This is a genomic window from Comamonas sp. A23, from assembly GCF_004522605.1.
Lineage (GTDB): Bacteria > Pseudomonadota > Gammaproteobacteria > Burkholderiales > Burkholderiaceae_C > Comamonas > Comamonas thiooxydans.
In genome coordinates this window covers 36,952-58,423 of sequence record NZ_RSDT01000007.1, presented here as the reverse complement: position 1 = coordinate 58,423, position 21,472 = coordinate 36,952, and the positions used below count along the sequence as shown (strand labels likewise).

The window sequence follows — 21,472 nt, the reverse complement described above, 5'->3', positions numbered from 1 at the left end:
TGCCCGAGGGAGGGCAACACATGGCAGAACCAACAACGACAGCGGCAGCGACTGTCGCCGGCGCCGCTGTTTCCACGTCTGCACTCACGGCATTCGGGATGCCGCTCGGGCTGCAGGCTGATTTGCTACTGGCGGGCTTCTCTGGCGCGCTGGTGGCCATCATCTTGCTCAACACGGTGCCCGGCGGTAGCGATACCTGGCAGGACATGCTGCGGCTATCTGTGCGGCGCCTGGCGGTGGCCTGGGCCAGCTCGATCACAGCGGGCTATCTCACGCCGTTGGCCGCGCTGATCTCGGCCGTGCCCCCTGAGCTGTTGCTATCCATGGCTTTCCTGGTCGGTGTCGGTGCGCAGCGCGCATTGATCGCGCTCATGGCCAAGTACTGGCCAGAGCACCCGGCAGGAAAGCGCAACCAGGAGGCAGACACATGACACAGACCTCAATCCTGCTCGCCGCACTGGCGTTCATCGTGCTGGCCGAGGCCATCAACAAGCTGTTTCGCACACGGCCGTGCCTGCCTGGCATTACGCACCATGAGCGCTTGCTGGAGTGGCTGAAGGCCCTCGCCTGGGGCTTGTTGGCCGTGGGCGCATTCCTGGCCTGGCTGGACGTTTTCCTTCACCCGACAAACCTGTCCGCACTGCGCGAGCTGTGCACCACGGGCGGTTTTGTCGTTCTCATCATTCGCACCCGTTTTAAGGAGGGTTGATCCATGAAATTGACAGAACATTTCACACTCAAGGAGCTGACAGACAGCAATAAAGCAAGGGAGCTTGGCGTGGACAACACGCCGGGGCCTGATGCCCTGCAGCAACTCCACCGCACGGCGCAGATGCTGGAGCGAGTGCGTGCGCACCTCGGCGGACATCCCATGACGCCTACCAGTGGATTCCGCAATCGTCGCGTCAATGAGGCGGTCGGGGGAACCACGACCAGCGACCATATGCAAGGTATGGCTGCTGATGTGGTGGTGCCTGGATTCGGTACTCCATATGAGGTGGCCAAGGCGCTTGCACCCCATGTAGCCGCACTTGGCATCGGGCAACTTATCTACGAGGTCAGCTCTAAGGGCTCCCGCTGGGTCCATCTGTCCACCCGTATTCCGGCACAAGCCGTCAATCGTGTGATCACGCAGCATGGAAAAACCTTCATGGTGGGGGTTCAGCGAGTATGACGGCCGCAGCAAAGATTGCGGCAGCGCTTGTCATGGCGCTGCTGTTGAGCTTGGCGGGCAATGTGGGTCTGGCCTGGATGTACGTGGGGCAGCGTGACGCTGCAACCCTGGCTAGATCCGATGCCGATCACGCCGGCGAAAAGGAGTCGCTGGCGCGTGGGAGTGCAGACGTGTGCACAAAAGCCGTCGAGGCCTTGCAGCTGGTCGGTGAAGGTCTCAAGCGCGAGCGCGACCAGGCCCGCGCCCAGGCGGCTGCGGTAGCTGCTGGGCATAAGGCCCGCGCGGACAAGATCCTGAGCACACCGGCGGCAGTGCCTGGCGATGCATGCGCAAGCGCACAGGCCCGAGTGGCTGAACTGCTGGCGTCCCGGAAATCTGGAGGAGGTCAGTAATGCGCCGTCTACCCCTACTCTCGGCTGCGCTGGCGGCCGCTGTCCTCCTGGCTGGTTGCGGTGCTGCGCCGCCGGCGAGGGTCGAGATTCAGCAGGTCAAGGTCGCCGTGCCTGTGCCTTGCGATGAGCCTGAGCCTGAACGGCCCAATATGCCGACCGAGCACCTGTCTGGCGGAGCTGACGTGGACATGTACGTCCAGGCCGCCGGCGCCGAGCTGGAGCGCCGCGAGGGCTATGAGGTTGAGCTGCGTGCGGCCTTGGCCAGCTGCAAGCGGCCGATCAAGTCTGTGGAAAAATGAAAGCCTCCCCTGGTGCTTCGGCACTGGGGGAGGCTTTTCCTTTTTGGCAATGAATTATGCTGTAGCTTGTAACCCCCCCCCTGCCCTAGGAGATTGGATAATGCGTCTTATTAAAATGGTTAATTGCGCAGAAGTGCATATTTCAAATTGCAGTGGAGAATTTTCCACTGTAATTGATGCAGAGAACTCTAGTGGTATTTATATTAGGGATAGCTATTTTGTTGCTGACACTGTACTTCGTGGACATAATTTGCATCATGTATCTGTTGATAACGTGAGGCACATTGAGCGCAAGGATGCACTCTACAGATATCCGCTAGAATTTGTGGGTGGAGGTCTGAAACCAATATCCATGGCAATTTCTCAGTACTTAAGGGGGTGATATGGCATTGCTTGATCTGGAAGATAGCAGCGACATCAAAGTAAACAACTCTCACACTAGTGCTGAAACACTTTTGAAGGGCAGGCGAGTAAAGCGTGTGGAGCTGAACGACTCGACCGCAGGGATCAATCCATTAATAAGCAATGAGGCTGTAAAGCCTGAAAGTGGAAAAGAGGATTCTGCAGGTGCACCCCCTTCTGGTAAGTCGGATGGTGGTCAACTTTGGAAGCTATTTGGCAAGGCTCTTTGGGCAATAATTCCTTCTCTAGTTGTCGCTTATCTTGTGTATAGGTTTGGGTGGAATTAAAGAATATTGCGGTATCTGTGTTTAGTCTAAATCACAGACGGAAAAGCCTCCCTGGTGCTTCGGCATCGGGGAGGCTTTCTTTTGTGCTGCGTAGCTCTATGGCTCGTTGTCTTCTGCAATCCACAACCTCATTTCGAGGTATGGCGAGTAACTAGCGAAGTCCAAGACTTCGGGGTGTCGCGCCTGCATGTATTCATAGAACAGGTGCATGGCGGTACCGGGGTGCGGGTGCATGTCGGCGTTGGACAGTTGGTCCTGCCAGTTGACCCAGTGGCCCAGAATGGCCTGTTGTGCATCGGTTCGTCTCATCAGGCCCTCGCAATTGGTATGTCGTCAATCTTGGTGGTGTAGCGTGGCGTGCGGAGCTCTTGGCGCATGCGCCAGCCGCTCTCGTCCTGCTCGGGCACGCCGGTGCTGGCGACATGCACCGTGCCCTTGCCGAAGCGCTTGTTGACCTTGTCCATGGCTTCCATCAGCTTGCTCTGGTCGCGGCCCGGTTCCTGAAAGAGCAAATCGCCTTGCTGCACTTCTGCAGGGCACAGGTCTTGCAGCATCACGCCGGCCTTTGAGAGCTGGTAGCCGGGCTCGTAAATCATGCGCAAGCCGCGCACTGCTGCGTTCACGAGGACTTTGGTGTCGGATGAGGGGGGCTGCAGCTGAATCACGGCCGTTTCGTAGAACCTGCGGCCTGGTCTGAATGGCGATGTGTGCGCGAAAACATGCAGGGCACCAGCGCGCAAACCGCCAGCTCGCAGTTTTTCTGCGGCCCTGGTTGCAAATTCGCTCACGGCTTCAATCAATGGGGGTAGGGTGGTGATGGGGTGGCCGAAGCTGCGGGTACACGCAATCTGCTTTTTGGCGGCAGGGGCTGTCTCCAAGCTCATGCAGCTCACGCCCTGCAGCTCGCGCACGGTGCGCTCCAGCACGACGCTCCAGCCATCGCGCGCGGCTTGGGCAGGCAGCCTGGCCAGGTCAAGCGCAGTCAGCACGCCCTGCTCGGCCAGTTGGGCAGAGATGCGCCGGCCCACGCCCCAGACCTCGCCGGCGGCGGTGCGGCCGAGAATGTCGGTGCGTTGCTGTTCGGACAGCTCTGCCCAGTTGCAGACCCGCTGCAGCTCGGCGGGATAGCTGCCAGGCTTGCGCTCCGAGTCTTTGGCGACATGGTTGCAGAGCTTGGCCAGGGTCTTGGTGGGAGCCAGGCCCACGCATGTGGGGATGCCTGTCCATCTCAGGATTCGTGCGCGAATGGCAAAGGCGCGGCGCGTCAGATCCCGCACGCCGTCCAGATCCCCGATGAATGATTCATCGATGCTATAAATTTCCTGGGTGGGGCCCAGGCCGGCAGCCAGCGACATCATGCGGTCACTCATGTCGCCGTACAGCTCAAAGTTTGGTGAGAGGCAGACGAGCCCCTTGTGCTCGACTAGGTCGCGCAATTGAAAAAACGGCTGCCCCATCTTCACGCCCAGGGCCTTGGCCTCGTCGGAGCGTGAGATGGCGCAGCCGTCGTTATTGCTCAGGACGACAACAGGAGTGCCTTGCAGGGAGGGCCTGAAAGCCCGCTCGCAGCTGACATAGAAGTTGTTGCCGTCGATGAGCGCGAACATACATGCTCATGCAAAGCGCTTGATGCAGGACTTGACCACGCCCCAGATCTCAAGCTCTTGGTTTTCTTTAGGGACGATGTCGGGATAGGTAGGGTTGCCAGCCCTAAGCTTGAAGCAGCCACCAGCGTTGTGCAGCACCTTGACGGTGAAGTCATTGTCAAGAACGGCCACGACGATGCTGCCATGGCGTGCGCGCAGCGCCCGGTCGACCACGATGATGTCGCCGTCGTCGATGCCGTACTCGCGCATGGATGGCCCGGCCACGCGCAGCAGGAAAGTGGCCTGCGGGTGCTCGACCAGCAACTCGGCAATATCAAGCCGCTTGCCAGAGAAGTCCTCGGCTGGAGAGGGAAAGCCCGCGCGCACGCTGCAATCCGCCAGAGGCAAAGCAACTGGGGAGGCAGTGAGTTGGACGGGCATGCCGCTCAATAATCGATGACTGTACATGCATACAGTATATCGACTGATGAAAATCAAGCTCTATGAGTCCACATTGGCGCCGTATTTATTGTTCGGTTCCGAAAGGAAGCCGACATAAAAAAACCTCCTGAATAGGAGGTTGGTCGGCGTAGGTTTTGGCGTAAGTTTTGCGTTGAAATCAAATTTCTCAGAGATATTAACGCTGATGCATCATCGGCGTATGCGCCGAGAGGTCAGTCATGTCTGGGGAGTAGGGCAGCGACGGGGATTCTGTGCTTGTCTGGGTCATCGCTTCAGCGGTATGCAAAACAGGGGGCGCCGCGCCGGTGCTGGGCGGGCGCCGAATGCTGCATTATCCGTGATGCCCAATAGCAGGGGGCATGGCTGTTTTTTGGCTATTTGGCAGAGGCCGTCTGCACGCCTTGCTCGGATTGAGAGCCAGAGCCTTGATCGTCGTCATGAATGGGGCGGTAGCCCGGGCCGAAGGACACATCGCCCAGCCTCCAGCCCGCGCGGCAACTGAAGGCTCCCCAGAAGCGCTTCAAGGTGTACCACTGCATGGCGATCAGGCCGCGCTCGTTGTCGGCATCGACCTCGGGGTCGCTCACGCCCGTGGGGCGTAGTTCCTCGTCGTGATAGAGGGCGGTGCCGAACAACTGATCCCACCAGGGCAGAACCTGGCCGAAGTTGCAGTTGTGGCGCTCGGGGCGCTCGGCATCGCGCAGCATATGGTGGTTGCGGTGAAAGCGTGGGCCGACCAGCAGGCGCTCGCCCATTTGGCCCAGCCAGCCCAGACGCAGCGCTACGTTGGCATGGGAGAAGTTCTGCACCAGCTCGCTGAGCAAGCCCAGCATGGCGAACTCGGAGGGCTCCACGCCCATGGCCAGACCTACGCTGGCCAGCACAAAGCTTTGCAGCATGCCGTCCAGATAGTTGCTGCGATCATTGCTCCAGCAGCTCATCTGGCGCTGGCTGTGGTGCATGCTGTGCATGGCCCACCACCAGGGAATGACGTGCTGGGCGCGGTGCATCCAGTAATACGTGAAGTCGTAGACCACGTAGTACACGGCAAACAATATATAGGGGTGGCCTTCAAACCAGGGCAGCCAGGCCTTGAGGCCGCTGGCCTCCTCGGTGGCAGGCCCGCCGCCCAGCATATGGGCGACCGGCATGAGGATCAAAAAGCTGAACAGCGGAAACAGGCCCAGCAGCATGAGCAGGGTGTAGTTGCGGTCCACCGTGGTGTGGCGGCGGTCGGCCCAGCGTTCGGCGGGAAGCAGACTCTCCAGCGGCCGCATCACACAGCCGATCAGAAACAGCTGCAGCAGCGCGATCAGGATGCCGGCGGCTATCTCGCGCGGATCGCCTGCTGCCTCTGCAATATGGAGTGCGTTGACCACGGGAGTCACCGCATGCACGGAAACCCAGTCAATGGCCAGCGCCCAATGCTGGCTGAAGAAGTCCATCATATTGTTCTGCCCATTTGTCGTCGGGCAGATTTTGGAGCGGGAGTTTGTGGATTCTGTGGAGAGACGTACACCTCCAGCGCTTGTCCACTGCTTGTGGACTCGGCCCCCAAGGAGTGTTTATTGCCTGGGGGGCGGCCTGGCGGCATAAAAAAAGGGCCCGGTCCACCGGACCAGGCCCTTTCCGCAGTCGTGGGGCGACCGCCTTTTTTATTCCGCGTTCTTCTGGCCTTCTTCGGCCACCGCCTCTGCACCTTCTTCGGCGGGGGCTTCGAATTCGCCAGTCTTGACAGCCTGACGCACAGCCGCTTTTTCGCCAGCGGTGGCGAACTTGCTGAACTTGCCCAGCACGGGAATCAGCGAACCATAGATGCGTGGGTTGGCGGCCAGGATTTCGCGTTGTTCCAGGAAGTCGGCTTCACCCGTGAAGTTGCCCACCAGACCACCGGCTTCGCTGACCAGCAGAGAACCGGCAGCCACGTCCCAGATGGACAGGCCGGACTCAAAGAAGCCGTCGGCAAAGCCGGCAGCCACATAGGCCAGGTCCAGGGCGGCGGAGCCGGGGCGACGCACGCCGGCGGTGCGCTGCATGACTTCGCCCAGCATCAGCATGTATTGCTTGAAGTTGTCGCCACGGCGGAAGGGGAAGCCCGTGGAGATCAGGCAATCACGCAGCTGGGTGCGCTTGGAGACGCGGATGCGGCGCTCGTTCAGATAGGCTCCACGGCCCTTGGTTGCCGTGAACAGGTCGTTGCGACTGGGGTCATAGATCACGGCGTGCTCGATCTTGCCCTTGTAGGCCAGGGCGATGCTCACGCAGTACACGGGGAAGCCGTGGATGAAGTTGGTGGTGCCGTCCAGGGGATCGATGATCCAGACATGGTCGGAGTTCTTGGCACCATGCTCGCTGCCCGATTCTTCGGCCAGGATGGAATGCTGGGGGTAGGCGTTGAGCAGCGTCTCAATGATGATGCGCTCGGCCGCCTGGTCTACCTCGGTCACAAAGTCGTTCACCTGCTTTTGCGCAACGCGCACCGATTCCACATCCAGTGCGGCACGGTTGATGAGGGCGCCAGCGGCGCGAGCAGCCTTGATGGCCACGTTGAGCATGGGGTGCAGGGAGTTCGACATAAATTGTGAGTGCGTTGGCGATGCAGCCCGGAGCAAAACTGGGCTGAACTACGCGGGTAAGAACGTAAAAGCCGCGACCGGCGATGCGGGGCGGCGACAATGGGTGCAATTCTACCCAGGCTGCGCTTTTTTTGCTTGTTCGTCCCGGCGACCCGAGGGTCTTCTCTGCGGCGCTTGCGGATGCCAGAGAGAGCTGGCCGCGTAGTCTGCTGTCTTATCAAGGCCACAAGTGGGGCCTTTTGCATTGTTCTGCGTTGATGAAAACCCGATTCGTACTGATTGAAACCAGCCATGCCGGCAATGTGGGCGCGGCTGCCCGAGCGCTCAAGACCATGGGCTTCGACGACCTGGTGCTGGTGCGCCCACGCTACAAGAACGTGCTGCGCAAGGAAGAAACCATTCAGCGTGCCAGTGGCGCACTGGATGTGCTGGACAAGGCCCGCGTGGTCGACACCCTGGAGGAAGCCCTGGACGGCATCAGCCATATGTGCGCGACGGCGATGACGCCACGCGACTTCGGCCCGCCTACACGCACTCCGCGCGAGCATTTCGAGTTGCTCCTGAAAGGAGAGCTCGATACACGCTCTGTGTCTGAAGTGGACGCAGGTCTGACCGATAACCTACCCACATCCGGTGCGGCCTGCAACCAGAAGGGCGTGGCCTTTCTGTTCGGTTGCGAGCGCTTTGGCATGAGCAACGACGATGTCTACCGCTGCGATGTGGCGCTGTCGATTCCGTCCAATCCGCAGTTCGGCTCGCTCAATCTGGGCTCGGCCATTCAGGTCGTTGCCTATGACTGGCGCGTGGCACTGGGTGGTTTTCCCGTGGTGGAGCACACGCCCGAGGCGCATCGCGCCGACATGGCCCAGGTGCAGGGCATGCTGGGCCACTGGGAACAGGCCCTGGCCCATATCGGCTTTCTGGACCCGGCAGCGCCCAAGAAGCTCATGCCCAGGCTTAACCAGCTTTTCAACCGCGCGCAGCTGACCCAGGAAGAAATCCATATTCTTCGCGGTGTTGCCAAAGCCATGCTGCAGAGCCAGCCACCAACCCGCTAGACTTCACAAGCTAAACATTCCTCACGTTGTTATTTGATGCTTGATCGCCTGCGCTCCGACATCCAGTGCATTCTTGACCGCGACCCCGCGGCCCGCAGCACCTGGGAGGTCATCACCTGTTATCCGGGGCTGCACGCCATCTGGCTGCAGCGCCCTGCGCACTGGTGCTGGACGCATGGCTTCAAATGGCTGGGGCGCTTCATCTCGCACATGGGGCGCTGGTTCACCGGCATTGAAATCCACCCCGGTGCCGTCATTGGTCGCGAGGTCTTCATCGATCACGGCATGGGTGTCGTGATCGGCGAAACCGCCGTGGTGGGCGATGGCTGCACCATCTATCACGGTGTCACCTTGGGCGGTACCTCGCTCTACAAGGGGGCCAAGCGCCACCCTACGCTGGGCAAGAACGTGGTGGTCAGTGCCGGCGCCAAGGTGCTGGGCGGCTTCGAGGTAGGCGATGGTGCCAAGATAGGCAGCAATGCCGTGGTCATCAAGCCCGTGCCTGCAGGTGCCACGGCCGTGGGTATTCCGGCGCGCATCATTCCCAGCAAGACCGGGCATAGCGCCGATGTGACCGAGCATGAGTCGGCACCCAAGGTCGAGGCCAAGGCGCAAACGGCTGCCGTGATTGACGAGGATTGCGGCAAGAGCGGCTTCACCGCCTATGGCGTGACGGCCGAAGTCGACCCCGTGGCCCAGGCCATGCGCTCTCTGTCCGAAGGCGCTGCCGGCCATGAAAAGCAGATTGCACTGCTGTGGGCCGCCATCGAGAAGCTCTCGATTCAAGGCCATGTCAAGGACTGTATGCCCTGCGAGTCCGAACGACCCGAGGCATTCCAGAAGGACAAGATCGATCAGATTCTGGGTAAGTAAACCCAAGCCTTGTCCATGGATCGCTGACGCTTCTGTTCTGCCAGTTAAAGCCAACGCCTGTCGTTGGCTTTTCTCATGGTGCTTGCCCGTAGTTGATTTGAGGGGTGAAAGCCCTGCCTGTCCGGCCGAGACTGCTTGCCAATTCAAACCCGAGGCAAGCAATGATGAATGTGGAACAGGCCATGCAGCAGCGCCATTCGGTGCGTGCTTTTTTGCCAAGGACGGTGGATGCTGCGCTGGTCAGGGATTTGCTGGCGCAGGCCGGACAGGCGGCTTCCGGCGGCAACCTCCAGCCCTGGCGAGTGATGGCGCTGACGGGGGACAGCCTTCAAGCCTTGCGCCAGGCCATGCCTGCGGCGACGCCCAACTCCGATCCGGCCCTGGTCTATCCGGCTCAGCTGTGGGAGCCCTATCGCAGCCGCCGCTTTGACAATGGCGAGGACCTCTATCGTTCCATAGGCATGGGGCGTGAGGACAGGAGTGGGCGGCTGCTGCAGCTAGCCCGGAACACCCATATGTTTGGCGCACCTGTAGGCGTATTCGTCGCGGTCGAGAGCCGCATGCTGCATGCGCAGTGGGTGGATCTGGGCATCTATCTGCAATCGCTGATGCTGCTGGCGACCGGAAAGGGACTGGCCACCTGCGCCCAGGGCTTCTGGCGCAATTACAGCGATTTTGTGAGCCGGCATCTGGCGCTGCCGCAGGGCTACCAGATCGCTTTTGGCATGGCTCTGGGCTATGAGGACAGCGCGGCACCCATCAACCAGTGGCGCTCCACCAGGGCAGAGCCCGGGGAATGGTGCGAGATGCGCGGGTTCGAATGAGCCTTGTCTTGATGCCGGTGCGGGCAGTCGCTTGACGCTTCTTCTTGCGTGGCAAGAAGGAGAGGACGAAGCGCAAGGCATCAAGCCGGGTGCCATGCAGGCAGCCCGGCTGCTTCTTCAATGCCGACCGGCTACTTCCACAGAGCGCACTTGCTCTCTTCCTTGGTGGTGAAGACCTGGTCGCCGGGCAGGGTCTTGAGCACCTTGAAGTAATCCCAGGCCTTCTTCGATTCGGCCGGCGTCTTGACCTGCAGCAGATACATGTCGTGAGCGTAGCGGCCGTCGGGGCGGATCACGCCCTTGGCATAGAAGTCCGACAGCGGCGTGGCCTTGAAGCCGGCCATGATCTTGTCGGCGTCCGTCGTGCCCAGCTTCTCGGCCAGCTTCAGATACTGCATGGCGGCCGAGTAGTTGGCTGCCTGCAGCGAGGTGGGCATCTTCTTGAACTTGGCAAAGAAGCGATCCGAGAACTTGCGGCTTTCGGGATTCAGGTCCCAATGCCAGCTGTCGGTGAACATCAGGCCTTCCGTGGCTTTGAGGCCCAGGCTGTGGATGTCGGAGCTGAACAGCAGCAGGCCGGCCAGCTTCATGGTCTTGGTCAGGCCGAACTCGCGTGCCGACTTGATGGCATTGATGGTGTCGCCGCCTGCATTGGCCAGGCCCAGAATCTGGGCCTTGGAGTTCTGGGCCTGCAGCAGGAAGGAAGAGAAGTCGGCTGTGTTCAGCGGGTGCCTGACGTTGCCCAGTACCTTGCCGCCAGCGGCATTGACCACGCGGGTGGTGTCGGCCTCCAGCGCCTGGCCAAAGGCATAGTCGGCCGTCAGAAAGAACCAGCTCTTGCCGCCCAGCTCCACCACTGCCTTGCCCGTGCCCTTGGCCAGCGCCACGGTGTCATAAGCATAGTGCACGAAATAGGGACTGCACTGATCGTTGGTCAGTGCCGAAGTGCCCGCGCCGTTGATGATGTAGACCTTTTTCTTCTCGTCGGCCACCTTGCCCATGGCCAGGCCGGCACTGGAGGTGGTGCCGCCGATCAGCATGTTCATGCCCTGGGTGTCGAACCACTCGCGTGCCTTGCTGGCCGCGATATCGGCCTTGTTTTGGTGGTCGGCCGTCAATACTTCGATGGGCTTGCCCAGCAGCTTGCCGCCAAAGTCGTCCACAGCCATCTGCACGGCCAGAGCACCACCCTTGCCGTCCACATCTGCATAGAGGCCCGACATATCGGTGATGAAGCCGATGCGAATCTTGTCCTGCGCCTGAGCGCCTGCAGCGGTCAGCAGGCATCCCAGTGCCAGCGTCAATGTTCTTGGGGAAAAAACGGTAGCGGAGCAAACAGAGCGAGGCTTCATCAGAGTCATCTCCTGAGGTGGTGAGTACCCGGTCACTGCGACGGGCAGCCAGCATGGTCGCAGTTGGAGCAGGGCGCGCCATCAGGGCAAGCACCGGGGCGGCTGCGACAAGGTATCCACGGCGACTCGGGAAAATGCCGCAAGCTCCTACACTGCACACCAGTGATTTAGGAAAGTAGAAGAGATGGATATTCGTCAAGCATTGCAGCAGCGTCGTTCGGTGCGCGCTTTTCTGCCGCAGGCCGTGGCTGCTGCCACGGTGCGGGACTTGCTGGAGACCGCAGCGCAGGCGCCGTCCGGCGGCAATATGCAGCCCTGGCGTGTGACCGCAGTGGGCGGACAGGCGCTCAAGGATCTGTGCGCCAGGGCCAGGGAGACCGAGGCCGTGCAGCGCCCCGGCCTGTCCTATCCACCCGGTTTGTGGGAGCCCTACCGCAGTCGCCGCTTTGAAAACGGCGAAGATCTGTATCGCTCACTCAATATCGGTCGCGAGGACAAGGCAGCACGTCTGGCCCAGCTGGCCAAGAACGGCCAGATGTTCGGTGCGCCCGTGGGTATTTTCGTGGCCGTGGAGGAGCGCATGGGCTATGCGCAATGGGTGGATCTGGGCATCTATCTGCAGTCCTTCATGCTGCTGGCGGTGGAGAAAGGTCTGGCCACCTGTGCCCAGGGCTTCTGGCGCATGTACAACGACATGCTGATCGAACAGCTGGCATTGCCGGATGGCTACCAGATTGCCTTTGGCATTGCCCTGGGCTACGAGGATGTCAGCGCGCCCATCAACCAGTGGCGCGCAAGCCGTGCTGCCAGCAATGAATGGCTGGCGCTGCAGGGGCTGGATTGAACGGCGGATTAGACGCTTGAGGGTCAGGATAGTTAAACAGCTTCAAGAGTGCGCAAATTGTGGCAAAACCAGCCTATACTGCGTGCAGCTCCGGGGTGTGCGAAAGCGCTGAGATGCCAGTCACTGTGAAAACAGTGCAGGCGAACCCGACGAACTTGATCCGGTTCATACCGGCGGAAGAAGAGCGGGACCCTGACGCAGGGCCGATGGATTGACAGGGCAACTGGCACGAGTGCCAGCCCTGAAAGTCATAGGCACAGCAAACCCCAGGCGCCTCGCGCACTGGGGTTTTGTCTTTTCTGGACAGCCGGTGCGTGAAGAACCAGGCCGAAATTGCAGAATTTCGGCGGCACAGGCCGGATACCCATAGCGGGCCGGGCCAGTGCAGGGCAAGATCAGAGCAGGGCCGCACTCCACGGAGCGTTTGATGCACTTCAACCGCTTTGAGGAGACTGCGATGAACGCCCCTGATTCCATTTTTACGCCTGCTGCAGGTCATGCCCCCGATGCCGCCCGTTTTGCCGAGCTGCTGGCTCAGTCGCGCCAGCCGTTTCCCGCATCGACCAAGAGCTATCTGAGTGGCGCGCTGCATCCGCAGCTGCGTGTGCCGGTGCGCGATATTGCGCTCACCAATGGAGAGCAGGTCAGCGTCTACGACACCTCGGGCCCCTATACCGATCCCGCCGTACAGATCGACGTGCGCCAGGGCTTGCCCAGCGTGCGAGGTGCCTGGATCGAAGCGCGCGGCGACAGCGAATACTACGTGGGTCGCCTGCGTGTGGCGCTGGACGACGGCGGCAAGCGCGGCGAGGAAGATGCGCGCGTGGCCCAGCTGCGCGCCGAGGCGGCCGCGCTGCAGCGCCAGCCGCGCCGTGCCAAATCTGGGCAGAACGTGACCCAGATGCACTATGCCAAGCGCGGCATCATCACGCCCGAAATGGAGTATGTGGCCCTGCGTGAAAACGGTCGCCGTGAATGGATGGCGCAGTACCAGCAGGACGCGGCGCGCGAGCTGCGCCTGGCCGGCAACAGCCTGGGCGCGGCGATCCCGAAGATCATCACACCCGAATTCGTGCGCGACGAAGTGGCGCGCGGCCGCGCCATCATTCCGGCCAATATCAACCACCCTGAAATCGAGCCCATGGCCATCGGCCGCAATTTCAAGGTCAAGATCAACGCCAACATCGGCAATTCGGCCGTGACTTCCAGCATCGAGGAAGAGGTGGAAAAGCTGGTCTGGGCCATTCGCTGGGGCGCGGACAATGTCATGGACCTGTCCACCGGCAAGAACATCCACACCACGCGCGACTGGATTGTGCGCAACTCGCCCGTGCCCATCGGCACCGTGCCCATCTATCAGGCGCTGGAAAAGGTCGGCGGCATTGCCGAGGATCTGACCTGGGAGATCTTTCGCGACACGCTGGTCGAGCAGGCCGAGCAGGGCGTGGACTACTTCACCATCCACGCCGGCGTGCGCCTGGCCTACATCCACCTCACGGCCCAGCGCCGCACCGGCATCGTCTCGCGCGGCGGCTCCATCATGGCCAAGTGGTGCATGGCTCATCACCGCGAGAGCTTCCTCTACGAACATTTCGAGGACATCTGCGACATCATGAAGCAGTATGACGTGAGCTTCTCGCTGGGCGATGGCCTGCGTCCCGGCTGCGCGTCGGATGCCAACGACGATGCCCAGTTTGCCGAGCTGGCCACGCTGGGCGAGCTGACGCAGATCGCCTGGAAGCACGATGTGCAGACCATGATCGAAGGCCCTGGCCATGTGCCCATGCACATGATCCAGCAGAACATGACCGAGCAGCTCAAGCACTGCCACGAGGCGCCGTTCTACACCCTGGGCCCGCTGACCATAGACATCGCCCCCGGCTACGACCATATCGCTTCGGCCATCGGCGCGGCCATGATCGGCTGGTTCGGCACGGCCATGCTGTGCTATGTCACGCCCAAGGAGCATCTGGGTCTGCCCGACCGCGACGACGTCAAGCAGGGCATCATCGCCTACAAGATTGCGGCCCATGCGGCCGATGTCGCCAAGGGCCATCCGGGCGCGCGTTCGCGTGACGATGCGCTCTCCCAGGCGCGCTTCGACTTCCGTTGGCAGGACCAGTTCAATCTGGGACTGGATCCCGATACGGCCCAGGCCTACCACGACGAAACCCTGCCCAAGGACAGCGCCAAGGTGGCTCACTTCTGCTCCATGTGCGGACCCAAGTTCTGCTCCATGAAGATCACCCAGGAAGTGCGCGACTTTGCCAAGCAGCAAGGCGTGAGCGCCGAGAACAGCATTGCCGTGGGCATGCAGGCCAAGGCGGCGGAGTTCAATCAGGCGGGCGGCGATTTCTACATTCCCATCGTCAATGCCTCGACCGACACCACGGCACGTTGACCTGAACTGAAGCCGGGCTGCGGCACTTGTGCATCAAGCGCTTTTGCCCGTCGCCATGAAAAAGGCAGGCCGCAGGGCCTGCTTTTTTGCCGAGTGATGCCGCAGGGGCTGCGGCGTTCGGCTTGGAAAGGGGCGCTGGGGATGCCGCCCGTCAGGTCCATCTCGATAAGGCGCAAATATCGCGATGTAAGTTTGTTGCGGATTGACGCTTGGAGCTGTCGGAACTGCTGCCATGAAAAAACGGACAGCTGCCGCGGCTTGCTGTCCGTTGTGCCGATGCGGGGCGTATGCCTCGCGGGTTCACGTCACCGCCAGTACTGGCATTTGCTTTCCGCCTTGGTGGTCCAGATCTGCTCGGCAGGCAGCTTCTTGATGATCTTGTAATAGTCCCAGGTGCCCTTGGATTCGGCCGGCGACTTGACCTGCATCAGGTACATATCGTGCACATAGCGGCCGTCTTCGCGGATATAGCCCTGGCCGAAGAAGTCGTCGATCTTGGTGCTTTTCAAGGTGGCCATGACCTTGTCGGCATCGAGCGTGCCGGCTTTTTCCACGGCCTTGAGGTAGTTCATGGTGGCCGAGTAGTCGGCAGCCTGGATCTCGCTGGGGCGGCGCTGGGTCTTGGCCATGAAGGCGTCGGCAAACTTGCGCGAGCCGTCGTTCATGTCCCAGTACCAGGGGGCGGTGAACTGCATGCCTTCGGTGTTCTTAAGTCCCAGGCTGTGGATGTCGCTGAAGAAGACCAGCAGGCCGGCCAGCTTCATGTTCTTGGTGACGCCGAACTCCTTGGCCGCCTTGATGGAGTTGATGGTGTCTCCGCCGGCATTGGCCAGGCCCAGGATCTGCGCCTTGCTGTTCTGGGCCTGCAGCATGAAGCTAGAGAAGTCGCTGGCGTTGAGCGGCGTCTTGACCGAGCCCAGCACCTTGCCGCCACGCGCTTCGATGATCTTGCTGGTGTCGGCTTCCAGTGCATGGCCGAAGGCATAGTCGGCCGTCACGAAGAACCAGCTCTTGCCGCCCGTGTCCACCACGGCACCGCCCGTGCCCTTGGCCAGGGCCACGGTATCGAAGGCGTAGTGCACGGTATAGGGGCTGCATTGCTCGTTGGTCAGAGCCGAGCTGCCCGCGCCATTGTCGATGAAGACGCGCTTTTTCTCCTGGGCGACCTTGGCCATGGCCAGGGCCGTGGCGGAGTTGGTGCCGCCGAACACCAGGCTGATGCCTTGCGTGTCTATCCACTCGCGGGCCTTGCTGGCCGCGATATCTGCCTTGTTCTGGTGGTCGGCTGTCAGCAGCTCGATGGGCTTGCCCAGTACCTTGCCGCCAAAGTCGTCAATCGCCATCTGTATGGCAACGGCACCGTTTTTGCCTTCCACATCGGCATAGAGGCTGGACATGTCGGTGATGAAGCCGATCTTGACTTTTTCCTGTGCCATGGCGGGAGCCGCGAAGGCCGCCGTCAGGGCGAGAGCCAGCAGGGAAGCAGTGGGCGCAGACTGGGACAAGCGATGCATGGAGTCTCCTGAAAATTATGAGAAATGTGGAGAGAGCGTGCAGCGTCCGGTTGGCGGGTGGCCGCCGTCGCTGCATCGCAGCAAACATGCTAGGGGTGGCTATTGCGTCTGGCATCGGGGCAAGCACTTGCGGGAAATCCCAAGGGATACACCATCTTTGATAGCTGCTAGCGCTTTTTGTTCATAGGTTTCAGATGGATTTATTGCTGAAGTCCATGGATGAAAGGCGCAAATTGCTTTTATTCTGATAGCGGTTGCAGCGAGATACCCGCAGCAGCCATGCCACGTGAGCACCAAGAAAAAAGCAGCCCGTAGGCTGCTTTGGTAGATGTTTTGGCAGGGATTGCACCTGGTGCTGCAGGCTATGCCGTGCGAGGCGCGCGAATCGCGGTCTTGGGGCGAAAGGCCTTGCAGATCTCGTCATGGGTCTCGAGATAGGGGCCGCCGATCAGGTCGATGCAGTAGGGCACGGCAGCAAAGATGCCGTTGACCTTGGATTTGCCGTCGGCGTCCTTGAGGCCTTCCAGCGTCTCGGCAATCGCCTTGGGCTGTCCCGGCAGATTGATGATCAGGCTGCTGCCGCGTATCACCGCCACCTGGCGCGAGAGTATGGCCGTGGGCACAAAAGCCAGGCTGATCTGGCGCATCTGCTCGCCAAAGCCCGGCATTTCCTTGTGGGCCACGGCCAAAGTGGCCTCGGGCGTCACATCGCGCAGCGCGGGGCCGGTGCCGCCGGTGGTCAGCACCAGGCTGCAGCTTGCATCGACCAGCTCAATCAGCGCCGCGCTGATGCCGGCCTGCTCGTCGGGAATCAGGCGCGGCTCGAACTGGATGGGGTTCTTGAGCGCGCGGCTCAGCCATTCCTGCAGCGCGGGCAGGCCCTTGTCTTCATAGACGCCGCTGCTGGCGCGGTCGCTGATGGAGACGATGCCGATCTTCACGGCATCGTGAAGATATATGGGCGCATCACTCATCGCCGTCATCCTCGGCGCTCGCACCGGCCTTGCCGGCGCTGGCCAGTTGCTCGCGCACCAGCTGGAACAGGTCGCGGTAGGCACGGCCCTTGCTGACTTCCTTGGGCTCGGCATCGGGGCCGGCGGCAGCGGCCGCTGCGGCGGCTTGCTCCTTGGCTTTCTCGATGTCCTTGCGCGACTGACGGATCAGCGAGCGCAGCTGCTGCACATCGGTGCCGGGGAAATGCTCCAGCCAGATGGACAGGGCCGCTTCCTCGACGATCAGGCGGTCGCGCCATTGCTCGGCCACCTGCAGTGACATTTTTTCGCTGGCCGAGCCATTGCGCTGCTCGTCCAGCGCCTGCTTCACGGCCGCGACCTGTTCAGGCGTCAGCTTGCGCATGAGCTTGCCGACATATTGCATCTGGCGGCGCTTGCCTTCGAAGTTGGTGATGCGCTTGGCCTCGGCCAGCGCGTCGATCAGTTGGTCGGACAACTGCAGGCGCTTGAAGAGGTCGCTGCGCAGCGTCATCAGCTCCTTGCCCAGATCCTGCAGCGCATCACTTTCGCGCTTGAGGTCGGTCTTGGTGGAGTCGTAAGTGCCTTTGAGTTCGGCCTTCAGCTCAAGGTCCAGCTCGCTGCCTTCGGCAACGAACTTTCCGCGAACAAAATAGCCTTTGGTGGGTTTGCGTGACATGGTAAGGGGGCAATATCGGTGGCAGCGCAGAGGGCGCCGCAGTGGCGGCTATCATATCCGCCGCTATGAAAAAACCTCGCTCCAGCAATACAAGCACTTCCAGTGCACAGGCCCAATCCGCACCGCAAGCCGGTTTCAGCTTCAGCCAAGCCTTTTTCGAGGGGCTGGTGGACCAGGCTTTGCAGCATGCCAAAAAGCTGGGTGCGACGGACGCCGGCGCCGAGGCTTCCGAGGGCTGCGGCCTGTCGGTCAGCGTGCGCAAGGGCCAGCTGGAGACCGTGGAGCGCAACCGCGACAAGTCGCTGGGCGTGACCGTCTATATGGGTCAGCGCCGGGGCAATGCCAGCACCTCGGACTTCTCCGAAGCCGCCATCAAGCAGACCGTGCAGGCCGCCTATGACATCGCGCGCTTCACCGCAGAAGACCCGTTTGCCCGCCTGCCCGACAGCGCAGATATCGCGCTGCCCGGCACGCATCGCGATCTGGATCTGTTCCATCCCTGGGATATCACCAGCGAAGCCGCTGCGGAGATGGCGCTGCGCTGCGAGGAGGCCGCCTTCAAGACCCACCGTCGCGTGAGCAACAGCGAAGGTGCGGGCGTCTCGGCCCAGCAAAGCCATTTCTTCACGGCCCATACCAACGGTTTTCGCGGCGGCTACGCCAGCTCGCGCCACAGCATGTCGGTGGCGCCCATTGCCAAGCTGCCCGGCAAGAATGGCGAGATGCAGCGCGACTACTGGTACAGCTCCATGCGCAATGCTGCAGATCTGGCCTCGCCAGAAGCCGTGGGCCGCTACGCCGCAGAGCGCACGCTGAGCCGTCTGGGCAGCCGCAAGATCCCGACCACCGAATGCCCGGTGTTGTTCGAGTCTCCGCTGGCCGCCGGCCTGCTGGGCAGCTTTGTGCAGGCCGTCAGCGGCAGCGCCCTCTATCGCAAGAGCACGTTCTTGCTCGACTCCATGGGCAAGCCCATCTTCCCCAAGCACATCGATGTCGAGGAAGACCCCTTTGTCCTGGGCGGCAAGGGCAGCTCGCCCTTTGACGAAGAGGGCGTGCGCGTGCAGGCTCGCAAGGTGGTCGATGCCGGCCGCGTGGAAGGCTATTTCCTGTCCAGCTACTCGGCGCGCAAGCTGGGCATGAAGACCACGGGCAATGCCGGCGGCTCGCACAATCTGGTCATGACTTCGCGCCGCACCAAGGCGGGCGACGATCTGGATGCCATGCTCAAGAAGCTGGGCACGGGCCTGTTTGTGGTCGAGCTGATGGGCCAGGGCGTGAACTATGTGACCGGCGACTATTCGCGCGGCGCCAGCGGCTTCTGGGTGGAGAACGGCGAGATCGCTTTCCCCGTGGACGAAATCACGATCGCGGGCAACCTCAAGACCATGTTCAAGGGCATTGAGGCCATCGGAGCCGATGCCTACAACTACGGTGCCAAGACCGTGGGCTCCATGCTGATCAATCGCATGAAGGTGGCCGGCAGCTGATCGCTGTTGGTCGCTCCATGAAAAAAGCAGCCCGGCGGCTGCTTTTTCATTTCTGCATCAGCTCTCGGCTGCGGCCTGAACTATGCAGTGCGAGAGTTTCTCGAAATGCTTGTGGGCATCGGCACTGAGCTCGATCTGCTTGCGTCTGGCATCCTCGGTATCGGCCAGCAGGATCCAGCCTTTCTGGCGCATGGACTTCAGACGGGTGTGAATCGTGGCCGGAGACCCGAGTTCACGCTGGGCCATCAGATCCCGGACGCAAAGACGCTCCTGGCGCGTGCCGGCATTGGCGATTTGCTCCAGCAGGCGTTCCTCCAGTGGATCCAGTGCGGGCAGCACTGGCAGGTTGCGGATGGTCGCTGCCAGGTGCAAAAAGCGTAAATAGATATCGGCAGACAGGGACTTTGGCATGAGAAGGCAAAAACAGGCGACGCGCCGCTAACGAAGAGCGAATAAACGGCACTCATAATACTGTGCAGACAGTGAACAAGCTCGGCGGCAGCGCATGAAGAACATTTGGACGCAATTTTCGGTGGCGGTTATCACGGCTTTGCTGTTCCTGGCGATGCTGGCTCTTAATCAGTGGATTTTCTCCGAACTGGAATTTGTCAGGGGCGTCAACTGGATTTACCTGCCTGCAGGCGCTCGTCTGCTTTGTACCCTGCTTTTTGCGGAGGCGGGCGTGGCCGGGCTTTTCGTCGTGTCATGGCTGGTCTGCAACTTCTACTTTTTCCCGGATGACTGGCTGCGGGCATTTGCGGGCGGCATCATGGCCACGCTTGCCCCTTATGGCACCTATTGCGCAGCTCGTAAATGGATGGGGCTCGGGCGATCTCTCAGTGATCTCACGCCGCGTCGCCTGCTGTGGCTCAGTGTCATTTACGGACTGAGCAATGCCTTGCTGCACCAGGCCTGGTCCGTGGTCATAGGGGATGGTTTTCAGATGGACCAGCTTCTGGTGATGATTCTGGGCGACTTCAGCGGCACCTTGATCGTCCTGTATGTATTCAAGGCCTTGCTCATGCTGCCGATCAAAGTGGACCGGTATCTGCTCAAGTAAGACCGTTTGCAGTCCCGGTACTCGATTTGACCGCTTTCGCAGCCAGTCATGACTGATGGCAAGTCATACTAGGGGGCTTGATCTAGAAAATCCAATATCAGTTGTCAGTGTCATGAGTTCTGCATCCTCACCCACCTCCGGCATGAGCCGTCCGGACTGGCTCAGCGCCATCATCGTCATCGTGGTCTGGGGTCTTAATTTCGTGGTCATGAAGTGGGGGCTGGCCAAGCTCTCGCCCCTGCTGCTGTGCGCGCTGCGCTTTGCCGCGGCATCGCTGCCGTTTCTGCTGTTCGTGCGTCCGCCCAAAAATCTTTCCTGGGGTCTGCTGGCCGCCTACGGCCTGGTGCAAGGGGTCGGGCAGTTCGGCCTGCTGTTCACCGGCATGAAGCTGGGCATGCCTGCCGGCATGGCATCCGTGGTGCTTCAGACCCAGGCCTTTATCACCATGCTGCTGGCGGCTGCGTTTTTGCACGAGAAACCGCAGCGCTGGCAATGGCTGGGCCTGCTCATCGCTCTTGCCGGACTGCTGCTGATCGGTGCAGCCCATGGTGAGGGGACATCGGATATGACGCTGATCGGTTTTGTGCTGACCGTGGGCGCCGCTGCCATGTGGGCCGGCTCGAACCTGCTGACGCGGATGGCGGCCAAGCAAGGCTCGTATGAGCCGGTGTCCTTCATCGTCTGGACCAGCGTCTTCCCCATGCTGCCGCTGCTGTTGCTGTCCCTGTGGGTGGATGGCGCGGATTCGGTGGCTTCGCAGCTGCAGTCCATAAGCTGGAGCGAGCTTGGGGTGATCGCCTATCTGGCTTTTTTGTCCACCTTGCTGGGCTATGGTCTGTGGACGCGGTTGCTGCAGCGCTATGCAGCCAGCACCGTGGCCCCTTTGTCGCTGCTGGTGCCGGTGATCGGTCTGCTGTCGGCCATGCTGCTGCTGGGAGAAGCTCCCAATGGCCTGCAATGGCTGGGCACGCTGGGCGTTCTGCTGGGCATGGTGGTCAACCAATTTGGCGGCAAATGGCGACGCTGAGACACCGGCTGGCTGATAGCCGGGCACACCGCTGCTCTGCCGCAACGGCCTGTGACTGCCCGGCAGAGTACTTTGCCAGCGCAGCACGGGCTCGCAAGTCAATAGCTGTTGTCGATCAAAGTTTTTTTGAACACTTGGACTGAATCACGAATATTGAATCTCGTTTTCGTCATTATTATTGCCTGCATCCAGATAAAAGCATGA

The 21,472-nt window shown here is 61.0% G+C and carries 24 protein-coding genes and 1 riboswitch; of the genes, 14 read left to right on the top strand and 10 right to left on the bottom strand.

Going from position 1 to position 21,472, the window contains the following annotated elements:
* Positions 1-20 precede the first annotated feature (20 nt).
* The 6 genes from EIC84_RS16270 to EIC84_RS16245 all read left to right on the top strand — a co-directional run bounded on the left by EIC84_RS16270 (position 21) and on the right by EIC84_RS16245 (position 2,554).
* Complete coding sequence (locus EIC84_RS16270) at positions 21-431, top strand: hypothetical protein (RefSeq protein ID WP_050789003.1); 411 nt, start codon at positions 21-23, stop codon at positions 429-431.
* Positions 428-709: a hypothetical protein gene (locus EIC84_RS16265; protein ID WP_003069328.1), complete on the top strand. Its 282-nt coding sequence runs from the start codon at positions 428-430 to the stop codon at positions 707-709. The genes EIC84_RS16270 and EIC84_RS16265 overlap by 4 nt, the downstream gene beginning before the upstream one ends.
* A 3-nt stretch (positions 710-712) precedes the next feature.
* Positions 713-1,174, top strand: a complete 462-nt coding sequence (locus EIC84_RS16260; RefSeq protein ID WP_003069330.1) for a D-Ala-D-Ala carboxypeptidase family metallohydrolase — start codon at positions 713-715, stop codon at positions 1,172-1,174.
* Positions 1,171-1,566 carry a hypothetical protein gene (locus EIC84_RS16255; RefSeq protein WP_003069332.1) on the top strand — a complete coding sequence of 132 codons (396 nt, stop codon included), beginning with the start codon at positions 1,171-1,173 and terminating at the stop codon, positions 1,564-1,566. Before EIC84_RS16260 ends, EIC84_RS16255 begins: the two co-directional genes overlap by 4 nt.
* A complete protein-coding gene (locus EIC84_RS16250; RefSeq protein WP_003069333.1) occupies positions 1,566-1,865 on the top strand; it encodes a hypothetical protein in 300 nt (99 codons plus the stop codon). Before EIC84_RS16255 ends, EIC84_RS16250 begins: the two co-directional genes overlap by 1 nt.
* A gap of 383 nt (positions 1,866-2,248) precedes the next feature.
* Entirely contained in the window at positions 2,249-2,554 is a 306-nt protein-coding gene (locus tag EIC84_RS16245) for a hypothetical protein (RefSeq protein WP_131361382.1), read from the top strand.
* A 96-nt stretch (positions 2,555-2,650) separates the two neighbouring features.
* Here EIC84_RS16245 and EIC84_RS16240 read toward each other — a convergent pair whose 3' ends face one another.
* From EIC84_RS16240 to EIC84_RS16220, 5 genes are all read right to left on the bottom strand, one after another.
* Complete coding sequence (locus EIC84_RS16240) at positions 2,651-2,863, bottom strand: hypothetical protein (RefSeq protein ID WP_003069336.1); 213 nt, start codon at positions 2,861-2,863, stop codon at positions 2,651-2,653.
* Complete coding sequence (locus tag EIC84_RS16235) at positions 2,863-4,161, bottom strand: Y-family DNA polymerase (protein WP_003069338.1); 1,299 nt, start codon at positions 4,159-4,161, stop codon at positions 2,863-2,865. The genes EIC84_RS16240 and EIC84_RS16235 overlap by 1 nt, the downstream gene beginning before the upstream one ends.
* A gap of 6 nt (positions 4,162-4,167) precedes the next feature.
* The gene (locus EIC84_RS16230; protein ID WP_192810462.1) at positions 4,168-4,581 is read right to left on the bottom strand and encodes a LexA family transcriptional regulator; all 414 of its coding nucleotides are present in this window, start codon (positions 4,579-4,581) and stop codon (positions 4,168-4,170) included.
* Between the two features lie 395 nt (positions 4,582-4,976).
* Positions 4,977-6,050: a sterol desaturase family protein gene (locus EIC84_RS16225; protein ID WP_003069342.1), complete on the bottom strand. Its 1,074-nt coding sequence runs from the start codon at positions 6,048-6,050 to the stop codon at positions 4,977-4,979.
* A 207-nt stretch (positions 6,051-6,257) separates the two neighbouring features.
* Positions 6,258-7,178, bottom strand: a complete 921-nt coding sequence (locus tag EIC84_RS16220; protein ID WP_003069344.1) for an inositol monophosphatase family protein — start codon at positions 7,176-7,178, stop codon at positions 6,258-6,260.
* Between the two features lie 257 nt (positions 7,179-7,435).
* Between EIC84_RS16220 and EIC84_RS16215 the strand changes: the two genes are divergently transcribed.
* The 3 genes from EIC84_RS16215 to EIC84_RS16205 all read left to right on the top strand — a co-directional run bounded on the left by EIC84_RS16215 (position 7,436) and on the right by EIC84_RS16205 (position 9,933).
* A complete protein-coding gene (locus EIC84_RS16215) occupies positions 7,436-8,236 on the top strand; it encodes an RNA methyltransferase (protein ID WP_003069345.1) in 801 nt (266 codons plus the stop codon).
* Between the two features lie 36 nt (positions 8,237-8,272).
* Positions 8,273-9,109 (top strand): serine O-acetyltransferase, encoded by an 837-nt coding sequence (gene cysE / locus EIC84_RS16210; protein WP_003069347.1) that lies wholly within the window; start codon positions 8,273-8,275, stop codon positions 9,107-9,109.
* Positions 9,110-9,273: 164 nt separating this feature from the next.
* Positions 9,274-9,933, top strand: coding sequence for a nitroreductase (locus tag EIC84_RS16205; protein ID WP_003069349.1), 660 nt, complete (start codon positions 9,274-9,276; stop codon positions 9,931-9,933).
* Between the two features lie 131 nt (positions 9,934-10,064).
* Here EIC84_RS16205 and EIC84_RS16200 read toward each other — a convergent pair whose 3' ends face one another.
* Positions 10,065-11,285 (bottom strand): ABC transporter substrate-binding protein, encoded by a 1,221-nt coding sequence (locus EIC84_RS16200; RefSeq protein WP_034363015.1) that lies wholly within the window; start codon positions 11,283-11,285, stop codon positions 10,065-10,067.
* 184 nt (positions 11,286-11,469) lie between these two features.
* Between EIC84_RS16200 and EIC84_RS16195 the strand changes: the two genes are divergently transcribed.
* Both EIC84_RS16195 and thiC read left to right on the top strand, forming a co-directional pair.
* The gene (locus tag EIC84_RS16195; protein WP_003069352.1) at positions 11,470-12,129 is read left to right on the top strand and encodes a nitroreductase; all 660 of its coding nucleotides are present in this window, start codon (positions 11,470-11,472) and stop codon (positions 12,127-12,129) included.
* 81 nt (positions 12,130-12,210) lie between these two features.
* A riboswitch (TPP riboswitch) is annotated at positions 12,211-12,328 on the top strand.
* 258 nt (positions 12,329-12,586) lie between these two features.
* Positions 12,587-14,530 carry a phosphomethylpyrimidine synthase ThiC gene (gene thiC, locus EIC84_RS16190; protein WP_003069354.1) on the top strand — a complete coding sequence of 648 codons (1,944 nt, stop codon included), beginning with the start codon at positions 12,587-12,589 and terminating at the stop codon, positions 14,528-14,530.
* Between the two features lie 305 nt (positions 14,531-14,835).
* On the opposite strand, the gene EIC84_RS16185 is transcribed toward thiC, so the two are convergent.
* The 3 genes from EIC84_RS16185 to yjgA form a co-directional block, all read right to left on the bottom strand.
* Positions 14,836-16,044: an ABC transporter substrate-binding protein gene (locus tag EIC84_RS16185; protein ID WP_003069356.1), complete on the bottom strand. Its 1,209-nt coding sequence runs from the start codon at positions 16,042-16,044 to the stop codon at positions 14,836-14,838.
* A gap of 362 nt (positions 16,045-16,406) precedes the next feature.
* A complete protein-coding gene (gene mog / locus EIC84_RS16180) occupies positions 16,407-17,018 on the bottom strand; it encodes a molybdopterin adenylyltransferase (protein ID WP_003069358.1) in 612 nt (203 codons plus the stop codon).
* Entirely contained in the window at positions 17,011-17,694 is a 684-nt protein-coding gene (gene yjgA, locus EIC84_RS16175; RefSeq protein WP_003069361.1) for a ribosome biogenesis factor YjgA, read from the bottom strand. Before yjgA ends, mog begins: the two co-directional genes overlap by 8 nt.
* Before the next feature lie 65 nt (positions 17,695-17,759).
* Between yjgA and pmbA the strand changes: the two genes are divergently transcribed.
* Positions 17,760-19,181 (top strand): metalloprotease PmbA, encoded by a 1,422-nt coding sequence (gene pmbA / locus EIC84_RS16170; RefSeq protein WP_003069363.1) that lies wholly within the window; start codon positions 17,760-17,762, stop codon positions 19,179-19,181.
* 57 nt (positions 19,182-19,238) lie between these two features.
* Here pmbA and EIC84_RS16165 read toward each other — a convergent pair whose 3' ends face one another.
* Positions 19,239-19,592 (bottom strand): hypothetical protein, encoded by a 354-nt coding sequence (locus tag EIC84_RS16165; RefSeq protein WP_003069365.1) that lies wholly within the window; start codon positions 19,590-19,592, stop codon positions 19,239-19,241.
* Positions 19,593-19,686: 94 nt separating this feature from the next.
* Between EIC84_RS16165 and EIC84_RS16160 the strand changes: the two genes are divergently transcribed.
* Entirely contained in the window at positions 19,687-20,241 is a 555-nt protein-coding gene (locus tag EIC84_RS16160; protein WP_003069368.1) for a hypothetical protein, read from the top strand.
* A 112-nt stretch (positions 20,242-20,353) separates the two neighbouring features.
* Positions 20,354-21,268, top strand: coding sequence for an O-acetylserine/cysteine exporter (locus EIC84_RS16155; RefSeq protein WP_003069372.1), 915 nt, complete (start codon positions 20,354-20,356; stop codon positions 21,266-21,268).
* Positions 21,269-21,472: the final 204 nt, after the last annotated feature.